We start from the raw sequence: 19,868 nt of genomic DNA, 5'->3' as shown, positions 1-19,868 counted from the left end.
TATCCTAAAGCGAAGGATCTGGCCCGCATCCTCCCCTATGGGGGAGGATGGATGCTCCGGGAGTGCGTGTGAGAATGGCAGAATAAGCATAACTAGTGATGCGGTGACCTCTATGACCCAATCAGCAAGCAGCGCCGTTGCGCCGCAAGCCCAGCAACCGCGCTTGCCCTTTTGGCAGGTGTGGAATGTCAGTCTCGGTTTTCTCGGGGTGCAATTTGGCTTTTCTCTGCAAAATGCCAATGCCAGTAGAATCTTGTCTGATCTGGGGGCGGACCTTCACTCCCTGTCTCTATTCTGGATAGTGGCGCCGCTAATGGGACTGATCGTACAGCCGATCGTGGGTTCAGCTTCGGACCGGACCTGGAGTCGCTTCGGTCGCCGCAACCCCTTTATCCTTTTTGGTGCCATCGCCGCAGCCCTGGGGATGGCGTTTATGCCCAATGCCGGGATTGTGGTGGCGATAGTGGCCCCCATTATCTTTGGCGGCGTTATGTTGGCCCTGATGGACGCGGCCTTTAACGTGACCATGCAGCCTTTCCGCGCCCTGGTATCCGACATGGTGCCATCAGAGCAGCGCACCCTGGGTTACTCGATACAGTCTTTGCTGATTAACATTGGCGCCATCTTCGGCTCCATGTTGCCATTCATCCTGACTAATGTGATTGGTTTGGAAAATACTGCCCGTGCGGGAGAGGTGGCGCCCTCCGTTATATGGGCTTTCTATATCGGCGCCACAGTGCTGCTGGGCAGTGTGTTGTGGACTGTGCTGCGCACCAAAGAGTATCCGCCGGAGCAGTACAATGCCTATAAAGGTCTCGACTCCGCGCAACTTGAGCGGGAGCGACAGCAAAAAGCTCCACTGGCAAAGCGCTTGATCGGTTTTTTCCAGCTGCTAATTAAAATGCCGCGCACTATGCGCCAGCTGGCCCTGGTGCAATTCTTCTCCTGGTTTGCCCTGTTTATTATGTGGGTTTACACCACGCCAGCAATCACTCAGCACGTTTGGGGAGTGGAAGCCAAGTGGTTTGATCCCGCCTATCTGGAAAGTGTCAAAGAAATTCCCGCACATATCGCTGCCGCTAAGGGTGCTGCCGGTGACTGGGTAGGAATTATTTTTGCTGCTTACTCCCTGTTTGCAGCGATCTTCTCTATTGTCCTGGCCCGTTTGTCTCAGGTGCTGGGGCGTAAGCTCACTTATTCCCTATCGCTGGCACTGGGCGGTTTGGGATACATCAGCTTCCTGTTCTTCCAGGGGGGCGATCCCACACAGGTGAATCTGTTGATTACAGAAGTTTCCGTACCCAGTGGCGCCCTGGGATTATTGCTACCGATGGTGGGTGTGGGCATTGCCTGGGCCGCTATTCTGGCGATGCCCTATGCGATCCTCTCCGACTCACTGCCGGCGGATAAGACTGGTGTTTATATGGGGATTTTTAATTTCACTATCGCAGCCCCGCAGATTGTTTCCGCCCTGGTAGCTGGCTTGATATTGAAAACAGTTTTCGAAAACCAGGCAATTTACATCATTGTTCTGGCGGGGGTGTGTATGTTGCTTGGCGCTATATCGGTAGCGCTGGTGAGGGAGAGTTCAGAACCCGAGCCCGCATTAAAGGCAACTACTACAGCTTGATAAAAAGTTGTAAAAGATCGTTAGAAAAGCCCCTATTTGGGGCTTTTTTATTGCCGGGATTCCAGGTTTTTCTATATTTTTCGCATTTATGGGGCTGCAGAGTTTTATGGCTGTATTTTGACAGTCTGGTGTGAGCGTACCTAGACTGGGCGGATCTCACCGGAAATGAATTAAATTATGTCGATATTCCCTGCTATTGATCAGGCATTAGAGGCTTTTGCCAGTTTTGTCTGGGGTCCCCCCTTATTATTGCTACTCGTTGGTGGAGGCCTCGCGCTATTAATCTATTCTCGTGGCCGTCCCTATCGCCATCTTGGGCACAGTATTGGGCTTTTAAGTGGTCGATACGATGACCCCAATGACCCTGGCCAAGTGAATCACAGCCAAGCACTCTCCACAGCGCTGTCGGGAACCCTAGGGTTGGGCAATATTTCCGGGGTTGCCATCGCAATTACGATTGGTGGACCTGGGGCGATTTTCTGGATGTGGGTAACCGCCCTGGTGGGGGTGGCTACCAAGTTCTATACAGCAACGCTGGCGGTGATGTTTCGCGGTCGCGATGCCTCCGGGGAACTACAAGGTGGCCCCATGTATGTTATTCGCGAGGGGTTGGGCCGACGCTGGATGCCGCTCGCAGTACTGTTTGCCGTGGCGGGACTCTGCGGTATGTTGCCGGTGTTTCAGTCCAATCAAACCACGCAGCTATTGCGCGAGTCTTTTGCTGAGCCCTTGGGTTGGGTAGCGCCCGGAGGTTCATTCACTTTTGATTTTGTTATTGGCTTATTAATTGCTGTTGCATCGGCCTATGTTATAGCCGGTCGTATCCAGCGTATCGGTAAATTCTCCGCAAGAGTAGTGCCGGGCATGGTGCTGTTTTATCTGGGCATGACCCTTGTGGTAATTGCCAGCTTCTGGGAGCAGGTACCGGCAGCATTTGCGCTAATTTTCTCGGATGCTTTCAGCGGTCAAGCTATTGCTGGAGGTACTCTGGGTTCGGTCATCACAGTAGGGGTGAGCCGGGGCGCATTTTCTAATGAGGCGGGTATAGGCACAGAGTCTTTGGCCCATGGTGCAGCTAAAACCCGTGAGCCAGTTCGAGAAGGCGTGGTTGCCATGCTGGGCCCCATTGTAGACACACTGGTTATCTGCACTTGTACTGCCCTGGTGATACTACTGACTGGCGCTTGGCAGCAGGAAGGGGATATTGCTGGCGTTACCCTGACTGCACAGGCATTTTCTCAGGTGTTTGGGCAGTTCGGCCCAATTTTGCTACTGCTAATGGTCCTTCCGCTGGCTTTCAGCACTATCGTTACCTGCTGGTATTACGGTATGAAGTGCTATGTTTTTCTTTTCGGTGGCCGCTGGCAGGGTCTTTATACCGGACTCTACATGGTGCTGATTATATTGGGTGCGGTGGCTTCTTTAAGTGCGGTAAACAGCATCATCATCGGGATGTATGCGGTAATGGCGATTCCAACAATGGTGTCTACTTTATTGCTGGCAAGGCATGTTAATCGAGCGGCTCACGATTATTTTACCCGTATGGATTTAACAAAGAGAAAAGAGGCCGAGGCTTCCTAATTAAAAAAGGCGGACTAAATAGTCCGCCTTTTTTATGCTTGGTAAAAATTTACCTGTTACTTCCAACTTAAGGCACCACGGACACCTTGGTACCAACCTTGGCGTGGGCATAAAAAATCTTAGCCATATGCCAGGGGATACGAATACAGCCATGAGAGGCGGGATATCCCGGGACGTGGCCGGCATGCATGGTAACGGGGCCATTGATACGCATCATGTAATCCATAGATGCCCCGCGAAATCGAGAACCCGCAGGTTTGCGGTGGCGGCGCACATCCACATTGCTGCGCATTACATAGCCCCGTGGGCTGATGTAGTGACCGTACAGATTTGATCGATGGCTGTATTTCTTCTGTGAAATACGGAAGTTACCGGTAGGTGTGCGGTGTCCGGGTTTGCCGGTAGATACCGGGGACATGCCGGCCAGGCGCCCGCCCTTATAGAAGTATGCCATTTGATCACTGAGGTCGATCACAATACGCGGTGTTCCCTGAATATTGGATTTAAACCACATATGGCGGCTATGCCGTGGATTCGCCGCGTATCTGGAATGTGTTCCGTATCTGGAGTGAGCCCGATAATTCCTATTGTATCGGGAATGCGCCCTGTAATTTCTGTTGTATCGGGGGTGTGCTCTGTAGTCCCGGTTGTGCCTTGAGTGCGATCTGTAATTCCTGCTATGCCGTGAATTTGCTCGGTAGTCCCTGCTATACCTGGAGTGTGCTCCGTAGTTTCCATGTCCATGTTGAGCGCTGTATCGCGAGTTATAGCGGGAATTGGAATAATCCACGGCATAGGTTAGTGGGGCAAGAATTGCTGATCCCACAATCACTACGGCAGCGGCGAATGATGATTTTTTGCGTAGAGATCCCTTCTGTTTCGTGGAAATGGATTGATGATTTTGCAGCGAAGATCGGCTATGCATTACACACCTCTCTACTACCGGTGGGCCGTGTAAACAACCGTGGATTTTGAATCCAGCTACAGTTTGTCTTAGGGCAAGTATTTCTGCCCTTCTACAGGGACAAGTCCATAGCTGGTGATTTCCCCAAAGCAGATAACCGTATACTCGGCCTCGGCTGCGGGGTGGTACTGCGGCGGTATGAACCACTACAAGTCCAAGGGATGGTAAGGTGGGTCTTAAGGGCTGGTGACAACAAAAAGGAATATACTGAGGTTCTCTTAGAGGATGCTCTTCTAGTTGTTAGTGATTTTGAGGAATTTTGTCTTAGTTGCTAAGGTTTTATGAGTTATCTACCGTAACTTGCGAGTCAATTTACAGCGTTCTTGAATCACACCAGAATAATAGAAATAGCTTTCAAAAAGTTATTGTTATTTATTTCATCTTAGTAAGTGTCGCAACTATACCGTTATCCACATTTATCCCATTTCTCATATTTGTTGTGCAGGCCTTTGCGCATTAGAAAATTCAATAAAGAAATTTTCTTTTCGGGATCGCTCAAAATATTTCTTTCTTGTTTGAAAACAAAGTAAACGAATCCACCCTTTTTGCGTTATGTGATAGCTGATTATTGGAAGCTCCCCTGAAAATGAAACACCAGGGTAGAGATGATTATTTTTATTATTTATTAAATAGGATTTGGCTATGACTGGAAGATCGACGTTACCCATATTTTTTCTAGTATTTGTTGTAATGCTGTACAGCAATCCGGGCGTGAGTGTTGAGGTAGAGCAAGCGAATGAAGCTCTGCTTGCTTTGGATGACGAAGTAGAATTAACCCTTTCGATGCATCCACTAAATAGTTTAATGGTTAATGCGCAAGTATCGACTAGCAGTGAGTCGCGAGTGGCGATCAGAATCAATTCGGCGGTAACCGACCGTCGGCGAACAAATTATACCAACTGGGGCACAGCGCATGATATGACCCTAGTAGGTTTAAGGGCCGATACCACTTACCGTTTTACTGCACTGGCAATGCTGGAAAGTGGAGGCGTTGTGCAGAGCTCGACTATTTCTTTCAAGACGGGTTCGTTACCTGAAGGCGCTCCCCCTGTTGAGGTAACTGCGTTTACAGAGCAAAGCGAAGGAGGTGTAACTATTTTTGCACCTTCAGGTGATAGGGATAATACCTTTTGGGGATTCGATGAAGAGGGTGAGGTTGTTTGGTACCTCCATGGAGACATTCCTCTCACCGGAGCACCGGTAGTGCGCAATTTACAGGATGGCAATTTAATGTTGCTGTTGGATCAGGAAGCAAGGATTATCTCCTTTGCTGGTGAAACGCTGCAATCATTTGAGCTGCCAGCCTATCACCACGATGCAATTCTTCTTGAAAATGGAAACTTACTGGTATTAACAAACGCCTATGAAACAATTGATGGTCAATTGATAAAAGGAGATGCGATTCTTGAAGTGGATGGGCAGGGCAATACTGTATGGGAATGGTCTGCATTCGATCATCTCGATACTCAGCGTTTCCCCGGTGAGTTAGCCAGTCGAGAAGCGAGCAATGGTGCACTGGATTGGACTCACTCTAACTCATTACACTATATTTCTGAGGATAATTCGATTTTACTGTCAAGTCGCTCTCAAAGCTGGGTGGTCAATATTGATCATAATAGTGGCGAAGTAAACTGGATTATGGGTAGGAATTTGGATGCTTCCGAGGGATTTCTTGAGAAATTATTTTCATTGCAAGCTGGCACCTGGATGGCTTCTCAGCATGCAGCCATGCTTGCGTCAGACGGAGACATTCTGATTTACGATAATAGGAATGAGTCTGAATACAGTGGTGAGATCTATAATAGCCGCGCAGTGAAATTCTCTTTAAACACAGAGGAAATGGTGGCAGTGCAAACTTGGGAGTACGTTGCACCAAAGTACACCAATTCTTTAGGGGATGTAGATGAACTTCCCGGTGGGAATATTCTACTTTGCGCGGGCGGCCCATCCAGTGCTAGTACCGGCAACAATAGAGATGCATATATTGTTGAAGTCGCCGACGATCAGACTGCAGAGACGGTTTGGGAGATGAAAGTCAATGATACGAGTGTATATCGTGCTGAGCGTTTTTCTTGGAATGATATATCAGTGGTAAGTGATTTATCACTTTAGACCCGCTAACTGGTTAGGCGCCAGTAACATACTTTGTTGCTGGCGATTCTTATTTAAGGACTTCTAACCAGATTTGGCAATCAGTGCTCTATAGCATTGATTATGTTTCTAAAGCGGTATTCCCCCAGTAACTGTTGAATATCACTAGATAGGGCTTGAAGTGTTTTAATTAAATATGGCTTTAGCGTGATAATGTTAGGCTTTTTTTGGGGAGGTGTATGATTTGATGGGAAAAGTTCTTCACCTCCTTCGAGGAACTCATCATTTATTTTTTTATTTTCCTGTGAATATCGATCTAAAAAATTAGCTCTATCTTCATCAGAGTTCCATAGGTGTGGTGATCTTGGTAGTGTTCGCTTGATTATATTTTGTGTATTGTCAGATTTTATCCATTTTAATAGTTTTGCATTTTCAGATTTTGAGTGTATTTGCTGGTTTAATATCTGCTTTAAAGCGGCCTCTTCATTTGAAAGGCTCTCCCTTATAATTTTGTTTGAGTTTGGCAGGCCAGAGATTCCTAAGGTGCGAAAAAAATTAACTGGTAGATCTCCATTACATAACTGTTCGTAAATAATTATTTTGATATCGGGAAAGAATTTTTTGAAGGCTGCTATATTTTTATAAAAGTTCAGGTTTCTCCCTTCTATCTTTGATAGGAACTCCTTAAATGACAGTTTCGCTAGTGGAGATACTCCTTTCATAATATGTTCTTTGTAGAGAGATTGGGCAAAATTATCTTGTCTGCGCAAGGTTAAGATGATTTTGGTTTGCTCTGGGGGTATTGTATTGGAGAGTAGTTCTAAATAATGGTGCCGAGCCTCCATCCAGGAACAATCTTTTGTTTTGTAAGTATGTCGACAAATAGGCTCTGCACTAATTAATAGATCAAGGTTATTTTTTTGCGACTTTGACTTCCAATCATATGCTAGTAACTTTCCTCTGGATATAGGCGGGCTCTCAGGGTGATCGGAAAATGAGTGTGCAAAAAGATGGTGACCCTTATCTATGCTAATTAAATTTCGATGAATAATGGGATATAAAATACCTTTACTTCTTAATAGCTTTCTATATTTATAAGCGTAACATTGTATTGCTGTGGTGCCGGTTTTGTGTAGCCCTGAATGTAAATATATAGTCATTATATGTTCTTTATGTTTTATAGATCGTGATCTGGTATCTGCTGCTATTTAATAGGTGCTCATATCTATTTCGAATGATCTATTTTATATTTTATATTTTATATTTTATATTTTATATTTTATATTTTATGTGAGTGTTGTGTTTTTGGGGGCGTCAAAGAGCCAATATTGAGAGTTTAGTAAAAGATATTCTATTTTCTGGTCTCGGGCTCATTTTGATTTCGGTTGGCGTATGTTTTTCTATATTAATCCCATTTGTAGAGTCTATTGATTTTAGTATAGTTGTATTTTTGTAAATTGTTTTTTCATGCCGATTTAATGTTAGGGGAGACTATGGGTAATTTTTTTACTCAACTACCAGGTGATCACTCTAAGGAGCATTTTGAGAATTTACTAGAGGGGAAAAGCTGCAGGATTGAGCGGATTATATCTTACGGGCAGTCCTCGCCTGAAACAGGGTGGTATGATCAAGATGAGCATGAGTGGGTGTTAGTACTTTCCGGTTATGGTGTTATAGAAATGGAAAATGGTGAGAGGCACCACCTGGGGAAGGGGGATAACTTGTTGATTAGGGCAGATCAAAGGCATCGGGTGGTGGAGACAGCTGCAGATGAGGCCACTATATGGTTGGCAGTTTTCTTTCAGTGAAGCAGTTATCTTTTAAGATATAAATCTTATGAGCTCTTATCGAGAGTTCTTTATCTATTAATGTAAATCGGATCTAAAGTCCACTGACGAGTTAATATTGTTATTTTTAAAAGTAGAGAGACCGCTGACTAGCAGGTCAGCCTGTGCATATCTCCATATACCGTAGAGGCCTGTTAAAATTTTCGGCGCTTTGCTTAAATTGAACGGCTTTAATTTGGTCTGATCGTTTGATACCAAGTCAAATCCTTCTCTGCCAGGTAGTGTATGCTACCTGGTTTTTTCTTATAGTATTATCTTAAGTAATACTATAAGAAAATAATTAATCAAATTTTCAGCTTTCTATAGCTAGATCAGCGGCTAGGTTATCTGGTGGTTATACCCTGTGTATATTTATTCTAGAGGTTTTCTTTTCTGAATGAGACTTTTGGGAAAGTTAGCTTGTAAAAACTTCACTATTCATAAATAGTCTCTGCGCTCTTCTTACTTAGTCCCGGTAAATGCAATTTAAAATATCTTATATGTCGGTGAAGTAAATCCTAGATTTTTTATTTTAGATGATATATCTGTAGTAAATGATGTTGTTCATTTTAATAGTGAGATGAAATTAATTTCGTCGTACTAGGAGAAAACTCTTTTATTAAAAGCCAAATATGATTGTAGGGCATTAGTACTAATTGGATATATTTACTTAAAGTTGTGCGCCAATTTCCGCCATAAAACGTGTTACTTATGACAATCGGTATAAATTGCTAGTTCACGTATCATTTCTTCGTGAGAAATAAATTAGCATGGTCCTGTGTTGATAAGTAACCATTTTCTTGGGGAAGAAATGAAAGTTCAGTTTTTAAAAGCAACTCTTTGCCTTGCTATTGTCTCATCGCTATACGGTTGTAACGGAGGATCAGGTGGAGGAAAATCTCCTGAAGAGACTAGTGATATTACTGCACCAAGTTTGACCCTTATTCCTGCAGGTGGTAGCACTATCGAAGAAGGTGAAAGGGTATTACTAAACTTTGATGAGCCAGTAGAGCTAGGTGATATCTCACTGTCTGGTTCTATGCAGGAACTCGGGGAGCTATACCAAGTTAGTGAAGATTCATTAGAGCTGAGGCCGAACGATGTTTGGGGGGAAGGGGAAGAGCTATCCCTAATAATCAATGCTCAGGACAGCGCTGGCAATCAAATGACGGAGATTGCTGTTAAGTATCAAGTTGAGAACTTTACCCCTACTGTAAATAGTATACTTCCACAGGATATTCGCCTGGAAAAGAACGATTCTTTTAAAGTGCAATTTTCTGAGACTATGGATGTAGATAGTCTTCAATTAGGCGGGATGTTACTTGAAGATGACTACAAGGTTGTTTGGTCTGCTACTGCTGTCGAAAATGATACGCTAACTGTTACCCCAAGAGTATACTGGATCGCTGGGCAGGAACGCACAATAAGCGTTGATGTAATGGATTTAGCGGGAAATCCCATTCCTACAGTAAACAGGAGTTTTACTGTGCCGATGTATTTCGAGAACTTTGCTCCGGCGTCAGTGGTGATTGGTCAGGATAATTTTTCAGACATGGTTTCTGGGATCAGTGCTAAAAATCTTGGAGTCTTTCCCGCCGGTAATCCTGCTATTAGTTCTGATGGGAAACTATTTATAACGGATCGAAGAAATAAGCGTGTCTTGGTTTTTAACGAAATACCTTTCTCGAATGGGGCTTCTGCTGATTTTGCTCTAGGTGTCGATAGTCTGGATAGCTCCGATTCGTCGGATGATAGAAAGTCGCTTCAAATGCCAGTTCAGGCAAATATTAATGATGGTAAATTAATTATTTCTCAGGTTGAAAGGGAAAGGCAGATTTTGATTTATAATCAAGTCCCTATGGACGAGACGGCAGTCCCTGAAGTGGTTTTAGGAGCATGGGGCAAGGGGGGCGATGGATGTTATAGTGGTGACGATGACAAAGCAACATCTGCCATTTTAGTTGATGGAAAACTTATAGCTGTAGATGAAATTAACTCTCGCGTGTTGGTTTGGGGTAGTATTCCAACAGAAGATAATACAACCGCAAGCTTAGTTATTGGTCAGCCTATAACAGAGAGTTGTACCGCTAATACCGGCTCGGATGGTAATAGTGGGGGACCAACAGCTCAAACTCTTGCTGACCCTTCTGCAGTTTGGAGTGATGGAGATAAGCTTGCAATTATAGATTCTCTAAACAATCGAATTTTGCTCTGGAATGAATTTCCCACAGGGAACTATAGTGCAGCAGATGTTGTACTTGGGCAGGAAAATTTTAGTGTTGATGAGAGACCGGATAATGCAACGGAAAAGGATTTAAGTTATCCCTGGTTAGGAATTTGGTCAAATGGAATTCAGCTATTCGTAACCGATACCGAGAATAATCGAGTGTTAATTTGGGATCAGTGGCCTGAAGAAAATTATACTGCTGCGGATTCTGTCTTGGGGCAAAGTGATTTTGTGAAATCTGCTTATAATGACTCTAATCAAGACGGAGTTCATGATACCGGTGAACATCCCAGTGCGTCCACTCTACGCCTTCCAACAGGGGTCTTTGGCTATAAAGATAGCCTGTTTGTTACTGACTCAGCGAACAATAGGATTTTGATTTTTAAGTCGCAGTAGTGCTTTCAAAATTGATTGTGCTAGATTGAAGCTGTGGCTAAGGGAGATGGTAAATAAGTTTATCATCTCCCTTACTTTTTGGGGTTTTAGTTTATTGCGAATTCTTAAGTTGATGATACTTGGTTTTAATCTCTTCCAGGTTGACGGTGGGTGCAGGAAACTGGGGGTTCAATTTTTTTAATGCTTCAGAAATAATTGAGGCTACAGCCAAGTCCCGGAACCATTTGTGGTTTGCGGGGATAACAAACCAGGGCGCGTATTCGGTGCTGCATTGATTTAGCATATCTTCAAAAGCACAGATATACTCATCCCAATATTTTGCCTCAGTATAATCACTTTCGCTGATTTTCCACTGTTTGGAGGGATCATCAATACGTTGCTTGAATCTCTCCAACTGCTCATCCTGGCTGATATAAAGGAAAAATTTCAGTATTATTGTGTTGCTTTCAGAGAGTAATTTTTCAAAGTTGTTAATTTGTTCATAGCGTTCGCTCCAAATGTCCATCGGAACCAGACGATGCACTCGCTCAATCAGCACACCTTCATACTGAGAGCGATTAAAGATTGATATATGTCCATGAGCGGGGGTTACTTTGTGATATCGCCATAAGAAATCATGCTCGCTCTCTTCTTTTGAGGGTTCCTTAAAGGAAATCGCTCTACACATTTGTGGATTTGTTGCGCCTAATACATGCTTGATGGTGCCATCTTTCCCCGAGGCATCTATTCCCTGCAAGCAGATAAGTAGAGATGTTTTACGTTCAGCGTAAAGCTTGTAAGTGAATGAACGTATCTGCTCATCCATACGTTGGGTATCTGGGAGTGCCTCTTCACGACTTTCGTAACAATGTTTGAAGCCCGGATCTATTTCGGAGAGCTTTATCTTGCTGCTAGGCTTTACCCTGAAATCTTCGAAACAATTCATGGTTCGATTGCCCACCTTCGTTAGGCCTTTTGGGATGGCTCAGATATCACTTAATCTTCGATAAAGAAGTTTCTTGATCAGGTCCAGGAAAAACATCCAGATAATCATGTATAGCCATACTAGGCCGATTATAGTCCAGGGTATCGCCGGTACCAGCCAGCCGAATCCACACATCAGCACGGTAAATGCTTGGGTGCCAACAATTGCGATAAACAGAGGGAATGCGGGTAGTGGTTTGGAAAAGAAAGCTGTACGAGAGCGCACAACGAATAACAGTAGATGTCCACCCGCTACGATCTGTAAAAATACGATAGTTTGAATTTGCTCTTTATTTAATGCGATCCAGGATTGCCAGTTGGTGTTATTAAGCCATTCCATTCCAATAAAGAGAATACCCATTGTTTGAGCAATAGAAAAAAGGCCGATAATGCTGGAGCCCAGTAATAGGTCTCGCATTTGCCAATGCACAGGTTCCTTGGGAAGCAGAGTATTATCGTAGGCAATGGTCATAATGGGGATGTCATCAAGAAGAGCCACTAGTACGATCATAACCGGGGTTAGGGGCGAGAAGCCGAACATTATGGTAGCAAAGACAACCACCACCATAATATCCAGAGTCATGGATACTCGGAAAAGTACGTAGTTAATAATGCGTTCAAATATTTTTCGGGCCTCATCGATGGCATCGACGATGGTAGATAGTCCGGGAGAGGTCAGGATAATGGCTGCAGCCGCGCGTGCGGCGTCGGTTGCTCCGCTAACGGCGATACCGCAGTCAGCTTGCTTAAGGGCCGGCGCATCGTTCACACCATCGCCAGTCATGGCAACTTGGTGACCTCTGCCTTGCAATGCTTTCACAATGGCATATTTATGTTCGGGAAAAACCCGCCCAAACCCATCTGCACGTTCAACGGTGTCGACGGTAGTAGATGGCAGGTGGTCCATATCCTGGGACTTTTTAAACACACTACTGGCAGCGAAAATATTTGTTCCAATACCGACTTGGGTGGCGATTTCCTTGCCGATAGCCACATCGTCGCCCGTAATCATTTTTACTTGAAGCCCGTGTTCCCGTGCGCGCTGAATAGTGTCTTTGGAGTCATCCCGAGGTGGGTCTTCAAGAGACAGAATGCCCAGGAATTGCCACGGTGAGCCGTTTGCCTTCTGCGCAACGCCCAGGGAGCGCAGTCCCCTGGAGGCCTGTTGTTGCACACAAGCAGTGGCTTTGTCGGCCTCCGCACCACTCAAGTTACATAAGTCGACAATAGCCTGGGGGGCCCCTTTGCTGAAATATAGGGTTTGCCTATCCTGATTCTGTACCTTGACTTCAGTGCGTTTGCTCACCGGATCAAAGGGAGTGAATTCCTCAACCTTATATTTCTTCAGTTCTTCCTTATTTTTCAGGCCGGCAAAAATTGCTTGATCAATTGGATCACTGGCGCCTGCTTCAGATGCGATAGCGGCGGCAAGAATTAACTGGTCGTTGTTTTCCGCGCTGAATAAGGTAGGTTCTTCGAGGCACAATTGGTTCTTGGTGAGGGTGCCAGTTTTATCTGAGCAGAGGATATCAACACCAGCCAACTCTTCGATGGATTCCAGCCGCGATACGATCGCTTTTTTACGGGATAGCGCCAGGGCACCGAGAGCATTGGTCACAGTGATGACCGAAGGCATGGCAACGGGAATCGATGCGATCAGCAACACCAGTACAGTGCGAAGAATATTGATGATATCTGACCAGTGCCATGTTTCGGCGACCACGATATCGCGGTATAACTCTGTGCCCACCAGAATAACGGCCAGCACCAAACACAGCACGATGAGGAAGTCACCGATATGGGTGACGGCTTTCTGCGAATGTGAGGCATTTTGCCCTGCGCCGGCAACAAGTTGGGCGGTGCGCCCAAAGAATGTATTGTGCCCGGTACCAATGACAACAGCGGTCATCTCCCCCCGTTTGGCGATACTGCTGGAATAGCCAATATCACCGATGCTCTTACTGACGGGTAGAGATTCTCCGGTAAGGGCGGCCTGATCAATACTGATGGATTTCCCTTCGGTAAAGCGCACGTCAGCGGGCACGACTTGCCCTAGCTTGATTCGCACTATATCCCCTGGGACCACCATCGCCGCATCGATGGATTGATACTCCCCATCCCTTAATACATTGGCTTTGGGGGCCATACTGGCCTTCAGTGCTGCCAGCGCATTGGCAGCTTTGTGTTCCTGCCAAAACCCGGCAATCGCGTTGTACAACAGCAGGGCCATAATGATGGCGAAATCGGGCCAGTGGCCAATTAATGCGGAGAGCAATGCGGCCGCTTCAATCATCCAGGGAATGGGGCCCCAGAAAAATCGCAGAAACTTAGCGAGTGCGCTTTGCTCCTTCTCCTGAATGGCATTGGGACCATATTTTTGCAGGCGGGCGTTGGCTTCATTCTTGGTGAGGCCGGCGGGTGATGTGTTTAGTTCAGTGTAAACTGCATCAATATCAGCGTTCTGCAAATCCAGCGATTGCTGGTCGCTGTTGTTTTGATTATTTGGCGATGATTCTTGACCTTGCACTTTGGGTTTCCCAATGACAAAGGTTTACCTGTGGAGTCTGTTCCAGCACTGGATACTTCAATTTAGCAGTTTGCGCCAATTGCTATGTGGACATTGGTGACGGTGGTAAGGGAAATTTGGAGGTGTAGAATTAGAGGTAAAACAGCCGGCATTAAGCTGGCGTGAAAAACCATTATTCCTACGGGATATTGAAAGGGATATATCCGTGACAACTGATTAAGCTGCAGGGTAGCCTATCTTGATAACGTCGCGATTTTTCTACGGGGTTTCGAATAGCAATCCGTGCTGTAGTCCTTGGCCAACAGGCCTAAGGTATAGGCCATATGCAGGTGCTTTCCGTGTATGCCTAAGCTCTCTTTAGCTATAGTGCATTTCACGATAGGCCGAAACCTAACTATACAGGGTGTCTATTAAACGTGGGTAAGTCTTGTAGCTAACACCAAAATAATGTAAGCCGTAGGTGTCATGTTGATTTACTTGTTATATTGGCAAGCTAGTCTATAACGATTTGATTAAGTTAGCGAACCAGTCAAAGGTGAAAATGGTTGTATAAAATTTTAAGAAAATTATGCCAATAAACATTACGATTAAACCGGCTTTAAATCTACGGCTTTTTATATTTTTCCAGAACAAAATTTTTGAACTGACCTCACTTTTAATTTTTTCAATTCCTTCTTTCACGAACAATTTCCCTTTGTTGATAAAACTAAAGACTGAATAAAAAATATAATGCTCCACTTAGCGGGAGCAGACTGCCGGGCTAAAATTGTGAGGCCCGAGCAGAGCCGGGCTGGCTCAAATCCACCTACATTGCCTTGTTATCTTTCGCCTGCGCTGGGTAAGAAGAATTCAACTTTGCCGCAGGATGCACAAGCAAACATATCGAGCGCTTGTTTATCTACAAACAACTCCCCGAGATTTCCAATTGCGCCCCATCGAGTGCCCTCGTGAAGCTCTTTGGAACCTAGCTCTAGCATCGCCGAATCACAGCGAAGGCATTTAAGGGCCTGGGTCTTCGATTCAGGTGGCTTTGCTTGCCCTCTCTCACAGCCGCAGTTCCAGCAAACTTCAAAGCTGGATTCTTCGATCTCTGTACTACAGTTTTGGCATTTCCAAGCCACAGAACCTCCTAGAAAGATAACGCTCGTAGCACAAGTAAAATTGAGGCGCAGCGCCAATTTTGTCGGTGTACCAACGCTTGTTAAGTATTTGGCACATTGTTTAGTCACTACCTCCATCGCCGCCACAATCGTCTGATGAACACTCACCGGACTCTTTGTCCGCATAAGCATCACTTTCGGTATTCAACATTTCAGGAAATGAGAATAGAACGAGTGGTATACCGGCACCAAACCCTAAGAAAATTATAGGTACTCGCCACCTGACTTCTTCTCCTGCTTTGAATTGCTCTGCAACGTCTATTACTCCAAAGATAAAGAGAATAAATGCCAATATGAAAAATATTCCTCTAGTTACAGATTGCATGTTCATCTCCTTTGAACGCCCACATAAGGCGCCCATTACACGCTTGCTAGTCTTTTTCGGCCTTGTGCCGCCTCAGCAAGTGTGTAATGGGTCGGCCTTAATGCGTTTGTTATGCACTTTGTCCTGTAAAATAGATGTAAATAATGACAACTAAAAGGCCAAAAATAGCCGGGTAAACCTTAGTGAATACCGATTTAGGTTGAGGTCTTAGGTATTCAAATTCTGGCATCCCCTTAACTGCTAGATCGTCAAAGGTATACCTAAGCTCTGATAGCTTCCGCTCATCGGCCTTTGTGAAAGGCTTTTTATCTGCGAGATTTCTCATTTCTACTAGAGATGATTGCAGGGTCTTAATCTCTTCCTCGGATAGTAAGCCGCTATTTATGGCTTTACTTGCGGCCTCATCGAAGCTCATTTCAGGGTTCATTCTAATCGCCTGACTGTGCATAGCGCCCACAGCACGGGCGGCCGAAGCGCAGCGTAGGCTGTCCCGTGGAGGCTCGAAGGGCCAAAGCAGCGTGCATGTGATTGTTAAAAGTTATTGGCACCATGTTCCTGATTCCAACAAAAGCACACAAATAAGTAGTAGCTACCAAATAAGGCGTATATCCACATAACTGTAAACCCCACGTGATCTATAGCATTACCACCAAATTTGGAATACAACAAAAATACCAAAAGTGAAGCAAAGAACGAGGTATTCAGAATGACAGTACCAATAAAGCGCGCAACACCAAACCTACTTCCTTTCCTTGGGCAGAGAAATGTAAATGGAAGCCATGCAAATTTCTTAGCATGAAATACATTCATTATTTTAATAAATTCACTCATAACTCGATCTTTCGATTATGGCTCTTAACGTTGCCAGCAAGGGCAGCCGAAGCGAAGCGTAGGCTGTCCAGCCCAGCCCTCGGCTGGGCGATCTTGCCTGGCTTGGTACGCCCAGCATGGGCGTGAACTAATCGGGTGAAAGTCCCCTGTAGGAGGATCACCGTTTAATGGACTTCATTAAATGCTAACTACTAGCGAATGGCAACTGCAACACCGTGAGGTCTTGTGGGGAGGAAGCCGCTAGCAAAACTACGAGCTGACGGACAGAAACATCATATAAGGCTTAGCCTGGAGGCGAGGTGGCCAAGGACACCGAAGCCATGTGATCTAACGGGTAGAGTAAATGATGCAGTTGTGTAGTGAAAGTTCACGTTCTTATCTGGGGAGATCTGTTTAACTTGCCGCTGTGAAGCTGTCAGCGTGGCCGCTGACTCATAAATAGGCCCAACTCGCTAGCCACCATCGCGGGGATAGAAAAAAATGGTGGAACACAGCAGCGCTCCGCTCAGTAATGAGTAGGGTGATTAAACAGAAGTCAGCAGACGGCATAGTAGCCAAATGCCAAGATTAATACCTTGGACAGGGTGAAGGCCTGAACCTAAATCCACGAGTTGAAAGACAGGGCTAGCCTACTGATATGTTTCCAGTCGATTAAAGTTGATGTAACGCACTGCCATGACACTCAACTCAAATGAAGATCTGCTCGACACTATCGTTGGGTAGAGATTGATTACGGATAGGAACCACCCATTGCGGACCCGCATGATGAGTGGTGTGGGGGCCGGTAGCTAAAAACTACCGGCTACCCGATTTAAGCTCTCATTTTTCACCCTGTCTGCCAAACATTGGGGTAAATTGATCCCAAAGTCCATCTTCTAAAGCCTGGACTATTAAGTTACTTTTTTTATCAAAGCGATAGTAATTAATTTCTAAGGTTGCATTTATACCTGCTCCCCATCGCAACATATGCATAGCAAAAATACCTTCACTTCCCGCATCTAAATGTTGCTTTAGCCTACTTTTAAGCTTTTGTGAGCGCCCAACATAAAGGTATTCAGATTCAGAATTATTTACTCTACAAAAATCTCTCTTTCCCTCGAAATCTTCCAATGCTTGCAAATCTCTCGATGCACTGAGTCCATTAAATATCTGCTTTTTAATCTCAGTAGTCGGCTTTTTCAGAGTAAAAATATAAATAAAGTCCGTATCTTTTAAGGCCTGAGCATAGCCTGCAGGCACTTCATTTAATACATCAGTAATATAGGCATCATTCAGTTTAGATAGCTCGATCTCAATAGTAACTGGTTCAGGGAACTTGATTTCTTTAATTTTTTTAGACAAGTTTAATAATTCATCGGATGATTTTTGAACCGATGCATCTAATACTTCGTTGCTTAATTTCACTAAACTTCCTCAGCGCTTAACGCTAAGCTAATGGGCAGTAACGTAGCGGCATAATCGAGAAGCGCCGCTGCGTTACTGTCCCAGTGTGGCACGCAGTGCTACACGTGTTAAGCGCCTTGTATGATTGCTCTTGTCTGATTCTGATCTTGAAAATCCTTTTCGCTAACGGGTAAATTGAGACCCACCTTCGGCGGCCACCGAAGGCCTTGTTTGTCACAGTTCGTTGCTGCGCCGGTTTATAAAGACCGTTAACAAGTAGGAACGTGACAGACACTCACTAGGCATAACTCGGATAGTCATGTGGGCCTCGAGCCCGAATAGCAAGGCGGAGATAGCTTATCTTATGGAACCTCAAGAGATCAATGTCGGTATCGATACCAGCAGTAAACAACTCGATATTTATGTGAGACCTACTGGCCAATTCTTTAGTGTTGCCAATGATAAAAATGGCATTAAGGATGCCATTAAACAATTACAACTTCTTAAACCTCAAAGAGTATTAATAGAGTCTACAGGAAGACTCGAATTAGAGTTTGTTTGCGCCGCTAACAAAGCAGGATTACCTGTTGTTGTTTGCAACCCTTCACAGATAAGGAGCTTCGCTAAATCCACAGGGCGACTCGCCAAAACTGACAAGCTAGATGCAATAGATATTACACATTTTGGTGAGGCCATGAAGCCAAGACTATCGGAGCTAAAGCCAGAAAAGCTTAGGGAGATCAGTGACTTACTGGCGGTAAGAAGTCAGTGTTTAGAGATGAGTACAATGCAAAAGAATCGGCTTCAGAGAATGCCGAAATCAGTACACAAACCTATACGGACCATTCTAAACACCATCAAGAAAGAGTTACAAGGTATCGACAAGCAACTGGATAAATTGGTTAACAGTGTGTCTGAGTGGCGGCAAAGGCGGGACCTATTGTTGAGCGCTAAAGGGGTTGGAAATGTATTGGCTTATACATTGATGAGTGAACTTCCCGAGCTAGGAAAATTGAACCGTAAAGAAATCGCTGCACTTGTCGGTATCGCCCCGATGAACCGTGATAGCGGCAGCTTTCAGGGAAAGAGATATATTCGGGGTGGGAGGCATCGTGTACGAACGGTTTTGTTTGTTCCCATCATGTCGGCCATACAGCATCATCCCAAACTAAAGCCGATGTACAAGCGATTAGTCGACGCTGGAAAACCTAAAAAGGTCGCTCTGATTGCCTGTATGAGAAAGCAGATTACGATCCTGAATACGATGGTGAAAAATAACACCTACTGGGATGAAAGTATGGCTTAATAACTTGACGAACAACCATAGTCACTTGTTATACGTTACAGCTAAAATCATCTACTACACCCCACACTATTGCCGCCATAAACATACACCATGTAATTAGGATTAAACGTCGTCTCATACCAAAATTTAATACATATCTTGCCTCTGGTACATGAGGCACATTCATGGGTAACTTTAAGAAGAAATTAATATTTAAATTTACTAAATAGGTAAAGCTAAGAAACAGAACAAATGGCCTACCTTTATCTGCGGGGCAGGAATAATGACTCGCTGCCAAAATTGCAATGACTAAGTACGATAGGAGTAAAATCCATTTAAGAGCTTTGTTGTTCATTTTATCCGAAGCGTAGGCCGTCCAGCCAGCGCGTTTTTTGCGCTGGCGATGTCGCCTACCCTTGTTAAGTGCATTCTTGGTATAATGTTTATGATGGCACCCATTGCTTTGTATCATATTCGTATGCCCAAAAGTCAGCCTTATCTGGGCTCAGGTCAGTAAGTATCTCTATTCTTAGCTCAGCTTTTTCTATCATGTGTTTTTTAGCTGCCTCTTTAGCAGCTTCAAAAGAGTCGTAATGCGAGATGTTTTTCCCCGCGTATAGCCTGTAGTTTTGGTCGCTCATTATTGACACTTAACGCTGAGTGAATGGGCCGCGTTGCT

General features: G+C 44.8%; 18 protein-coding genes. 7 read left to right on the top strand and 11 right to left on the bottom strand.

Annotated elements, in window-relative coordinates; genetic code table 11:
• Nucleotides 1-112: 112 nt before the first annotated feature.
• Both ACJJI1_RS05320 and ACJJI1_RS05315 read left to right on the top strand, forming a co-directional pair.
• Nucleotides 113-1,630: an MFS transporter gene (locus tag ACJJI1_RS05320; protein WP_108734680.1), complete on the top strand. Its 1,518-nt coding sequence runs from the start codon at nucleotides 113-115 to the stop codon at nucleotides 1,628-1,630.
• A gap of 177 nt (nucleotides 1,631-1,807) precedes the next feature.
• Nucleotides 1,808-3,211 (top strand): alanine/glycine:cation symporter family protein, encoded by a 1,404-nt coding sequence (locus tag ACJJI1_RS05315; protein WP_444958758.1) that lies wholly within the window; start codon nucleotides 1,808-1,810, stop codon nucleotides 3,209-3,211.
• 67 nt (nucleotides 3,212-3,278) lie between these two features.
• Here ACJJI1_RS05315 and ACJJI1_RS05310 read toward each other — a convergent pair whose 3' ends face one another.
• Both ACJJI1_RS05310 and ACJJI1_RS05305 read right to left on the bottom strand, forming a co-directional pair.
• A complete protein-coding gene (locus tag ACJJI1_RS05310; protein WP_238152069.1) occupies nucleotides 3,279-3,725 on the bottom strand; it encodes a L,D-transpeptidase family protein in 447 nt (148 codons plus the stop codon).
• On the bottom strand, nucleotides 3,683-3,955 hold the full coding sequence (locus ACJJI1_RS05305; protein WP_282931071.1) for a hypothetical protein: 273 nt from the start codon (nucleotides 3,953-3,955) through the stop codon (nucleotides 3,683-3,685). The genes ACJJI1_RS05310 and ACJJI1_RS05305 overlap by 43 nt, the downstream gene beginning before the upstream one ends.
• Before the next feature lie 102 nt (nucleotides 3,956-4,057).
• Here ACJJI1_RS05305 and ACJJI1_RS05300 point away from each other — a divergent pair, with 102 nt between their 5' ends.
• Nucleotides 4,058-4,186: a hypothetical protein gene (locus ACJJI1_RS05300; RefSeq protein ID WP_444958757.1), complete on the top strand. Its 129-nt coding sequence runs from the start codon at nucleotides 4,058-4,060 to the stop codon at nucleotides 4,184-4,186.
• A gap of 631 nt (nucleotides 4,187-4,817) precedes the next feature.
• The gene (locus tag ACJJI1_RS05295) at nucleotides 4,818-6,287 is read left to right on the top strand and encodes an aryl-sulfate sulfotransferase (RefSeq protein WP_444958756.1); all 1,470 of its coding nucleotides are present in this window, start codon (nucleotides 4,818-4,820) and stop codon (nucleotides 6,285-6,287) included.
• 80 nt (nucleotides 6,288-6,367) lie between these two features.
• On the opposite strand, the gene ACJJI1_RS05290 is transcribed toward ACJJI1_RS05295, so the two are convergent.
• Complete coding sequence (locus ACJJI1_RS05290) at nucleotides 6,368-7,426, bottom strand: hypothetical protein (protein ID WP_444958755.1); 1,059 nt, start codon at nucleotides 7,424-7,426, stop codon at nucleotides 6,368-6,370.
• Between the two features lie 333 nt (nucleotides 7,427-7,759).
• On the opposite strand from ACJJI1_RS05290, the gene ACJJI1_RS05285 reads away from it, so the two are divergent.
• The gene (locus ACJJI1_RS05285; RefSeq protein ID WP_444958754.1) at nucleotides 7,760-8,074 is read left to right on the top strand and encodes a cupin domain-containing protein; all 315 of its coding nucleotides are present in this window, start codon (nucleotides 7,760-7,762) and stop codon (nucleotides 8,072-8,074) included.
• An 829-nt stretch (nucleotides 8,075-8,903) separates the two neighbouring features.
• Entirely contained in the window at nucleotides 8,904-10,715 is a 1,812-nt protein-coding gene (locus ACJJI1_RS05280; protein WP_444958753.1) for an Ig-like domain-containing protein, read from the top strand.
• 91 nt (nucleotides 10,716-10,806) lie between these two features.
• Here ACJJI1_RS05280 and ACJJI1_RS05275 read toward each other — a convergent pair whose 3' ends face one another.
• The 7 genes from ACJJI1_RS05275 to ACJJI1_RS05245 all read right to left on the bottom strand — a co-directional run bounded on the left by ACJJI1_RS05275 (nucleotide 10,807) and on the right by ACJJI1_RS05245 (nucleotide 17,925).
• Complete coding sequence (locus ACJJI1_RS05275) at nucleotides 10,807-11,655, bottom strand: polyphosphate kinase 2 family protein (protein WP_444958752.1); 849 nt, start codon at nucleotides 11,653-11,655, stop codon at nucleotides 10,807-10,809.
• Between the two features lie 24 nt (nucleotides 11,656-11,679).
• On the bottom strand, nucleotides 11,680-14,205 hold the full coding sequence (locus tag ACJJI1_RS05270) for a plasma-membrane proton-efflux P-type ATPase (RefSeq protein WP_444958751.1): 2,526 nt from the start codon (nucleotides 14,203-14,205) through the stop codon (nucleotides 11,680-11,682).
• 818 nt (nucleotides 14,206-15,023) lie between these two features.
• Nucleotides 15,024-15,326, bottom strand: a complete 303-nt coding sequence (locus tag ACJJI1_RS05265) for a hypothetical protein (RefSeq protein WP_444958750.1) — start codon at nucleotides 15,324-15,326, stop codon at nucleotides 15,024-15,026.
• 100 nt (nucleotides 15,327-15,426) lie between these two features.
• On the bottom strand, nucleotides 15,427-15,690 hold the full coding sequence (locus ACJJI1_RS05260) for a hypothetical protein (protein WP_444958749.1): 264 nt from the start codon (nucleotides 15,688-15,690) through the stop codon (nucleotides 15,427-15,429).
• A 109-nt stretch (nucleotides 15,691-15,799) separates the two neighbouring features.
• Nucleotides 15,800-16,117 carry a hypothetical protein gene (locus ACJJI1_RS05255; protein ID WP_444958748.1) on the bottom strand — a complete coding sequence of 106 codons (318 nt, stop codon included), beginning with the start codon at nucleotides 16,115-16,117 and terminating at the stop codon, nucleotides 15,800-15,802.
• Between the two features lie 104 nt (nucleotides 16,118-16,221).
• A complete protein-coding gene (locus tag ACJJI1_RS05250) occupies nucleotides 16,222-16,521 on the bottom strand; it encodes a hypothetical protein (protein WP_444958747.1) in 300 nt (99 codons plus the stop codon).
• An 819-nt stretch (nucleotides 16,522-17,340) separates the two neighbouring features.
• Complete coding sequence (locus ACJJI1_RS05245) at nucleotides 17,341-17,925, bottom strand: GIY-YIG nuclease family protein (RefSeq protein ID WP_444958746.1); 585 nt, start codon at nucleotides 17,923-17,925, stop codon at nucleotides 17,341-17,343.
• A 343-nt stretch (nucleotides 17,926-18,268) separates the two neighbouring features.
• Here ACJJI1_RS05245 and ACJJI1_RS05240 point away from each other — a divergent pair, with 343 nt between their 5' ends.
• The gene (locus ACJJI1_RS05240; protein ID WP_444958745.1) at nucleotides 18,269-19,210 is read left to right on the top strand and encodes an IS110 family RNA-guided transposase; all 942 of its coding nucleotides are present in this window, start codon (nucleotides 18,269-18,271) and stop codon (nucleotides 19,208-19,210) included.
• 422 nt (nucleotides 19,211-19,632) lie between these two features.
• On the opposite strand, the gene ACJJI1_RS05235 is transcribed toward ACJJI1_RS05240, so the two are convergent.
• Nucleotides 19,633-19,830, bottom strand: a complete 198-nt coding sequence (locus ACJJI1_RS05235) for a hypothetical protein (RefSeq protein WP_444958744.1) — start codon at nucleotides 19,828-19,830, stop codon at nucleotides 19,633-19,635.
• Between the last annotated feature and the right edge of the window lie 38 nt (nucleotides 19,831-19,868).

Source organism: Microbulbifer maximicatervae (SeqCode), assembly GCF_052467065.1.
The sequence above is the reverse complement of the archived record's forward strand: the minus strand, read 5'-3'. Positions and strand labels throughout refer to the sequence as shown.